At 57.4% G+C, this 1,665-nt stretch carries 1 rRNA gene (cut by a window edge); it reads left to right on the forward strand.

From position 1 onward, the window contains the following. Positions 1-50 precede the first annotated feature (50 nt). Positions 51-1,665 (forward strand): 23S ribosomal RNA (locus tag ACWD4A_RS35075) (its annotated part continues 1,559 nt past the right edge of the window); the annotation flags it as partial.

The raw sequence follows: 1,665 nt of genomic DNA on the forward strand, positions 1-1,665 counted from the left end.
TGGGTGGCTGGTCGTTGTTTGAGAACTGCACAGTGGACGCGAGCATCTGTGGCCAAGTTTTTAAGGGCGCACGGTGGATGCCTTGGCACCAGGAACCGATGAAGGACGTGGGAGGCCACGATAGGCCCCGGGGAGCTGTCAACCGAGCTTTGATCCGGGGGTGTCCGAATGGGGAAACCCGGCAGTCGTCATGGGCTGTCACCCGCTGCTGAACACATAGGCAGTGTGGAGGGAACGCGGGGAAGTGAAACATCTCAGTACCCGCAGGAAGAGAAAACAACCGTGATTCCGGGAGTAGTGGCGAGCGAAACCGGATGAGGCCAAACCGTATGTGTGTGATACCCGGCAGGGGTTGCGCATGCGGGGTTGTGGGATCTCTTTTTCATGGTCTGCCGGCCATGAGACGAGTCAGAAACCGTTGGTGTAGGCGAAGGACATGCGAAAGGTCCGGCGTAGAGGGTAAGACCCCCGTAGCTGAAACATCAACGGCTCGTTTAAGAGACACCCAAGTAGCACGGGGCCCGAGAAATCCCGTGTGAATCTGGCGGGACCACCCGTTAAGCCTAAATATTCCCTGGTGACCGATAGCGGATAGTACCGTGAGGGAATGGTGAAAAGTACCGCGGGAGCGGAGTGAAATAGTACCTGAAACCGTGTGCCTACAAGCCGTGGGAGCGTCGCGCATCGAGCTTGCTCGGTGCGTCGTGACTGCGTGCCTTTTGAAGAATGAGCCTGCGAGTTTGCGGTGTGTTGCGAGGTTAACCCGTGTGGGGAAGCCGTAGCGAAAGCGAGTCCGAATAGGGCGGTTGAGTAGCGCGCCCAAGACCCGAAGCGGAGTGATCTAGCCATGGGCAGGTTGAAGCGGAGGTAAGACTTCGTGGAGGACCGAACCCACCAGGGTTGAAAACCTGGGGGATGACCTGTGGTTAGGGGTGAAAGGCCAATCAAACTCCGTGATAGCTGGTTCTCCCCGAAATGCATTTAGGTGCAGCGTCGTGTGTTTCTTGCCGGAGGTAGAGCACTGGATAGGCGATGGGCCCTACCGGGTTACTGACCTTAGCCAAACTCCGAATGCCGGTAAGTGAGAGCGCGGCAGTGAGACTGTGGGGGATAAGCTCCATGGTCGAGAGGGAAACAGCCCAGAGCATCGACTAAGGCCCCTAAGCGTACGCTAAGTGGGAAAGGATGTGGAGTCGCAGAGACAACCAGGAGGTTGGCTTAGAAGCAGCCACCCTTGAAAGAGTGCGTAATAGCTCACTGGTCAAGTGATTCCGCGCCGACAATGTAGCGGGGCTCAAGCGTACCGCCGAAGTCGTGTCATTGCAGTACATACCCCCAACGGGGACTGTGATGGGTAGGGGAGCGTCGTGTGCCGGGTGAAGCAGCCGCGGAAGCGAGTTGTGGACGGTTCACGAGTGAGAATGCAGGCATGAGTAGCGATACACACGTGGGAAACGTGTGCGCCGATTGACTAAGGGTTCCTGGGTCAAGCTGATCTGCCCAGGGTAAGTCGGGACCTAAGGCGAGGCCGACAGGCGTAGTCGATGGACAACCGGTTGATATTCCGGTACCCGCTTTGAAACGCCCAATATCGAATCCATTAATGCTAAGGCCGTGAAGCCGTTCCGGATCCTTCGGGTGAAGGAAAGTGGTGGAGCCGCTGGC

Source organism: Streptomyces sp. NPDC002537, assembly GCF_053594975.1.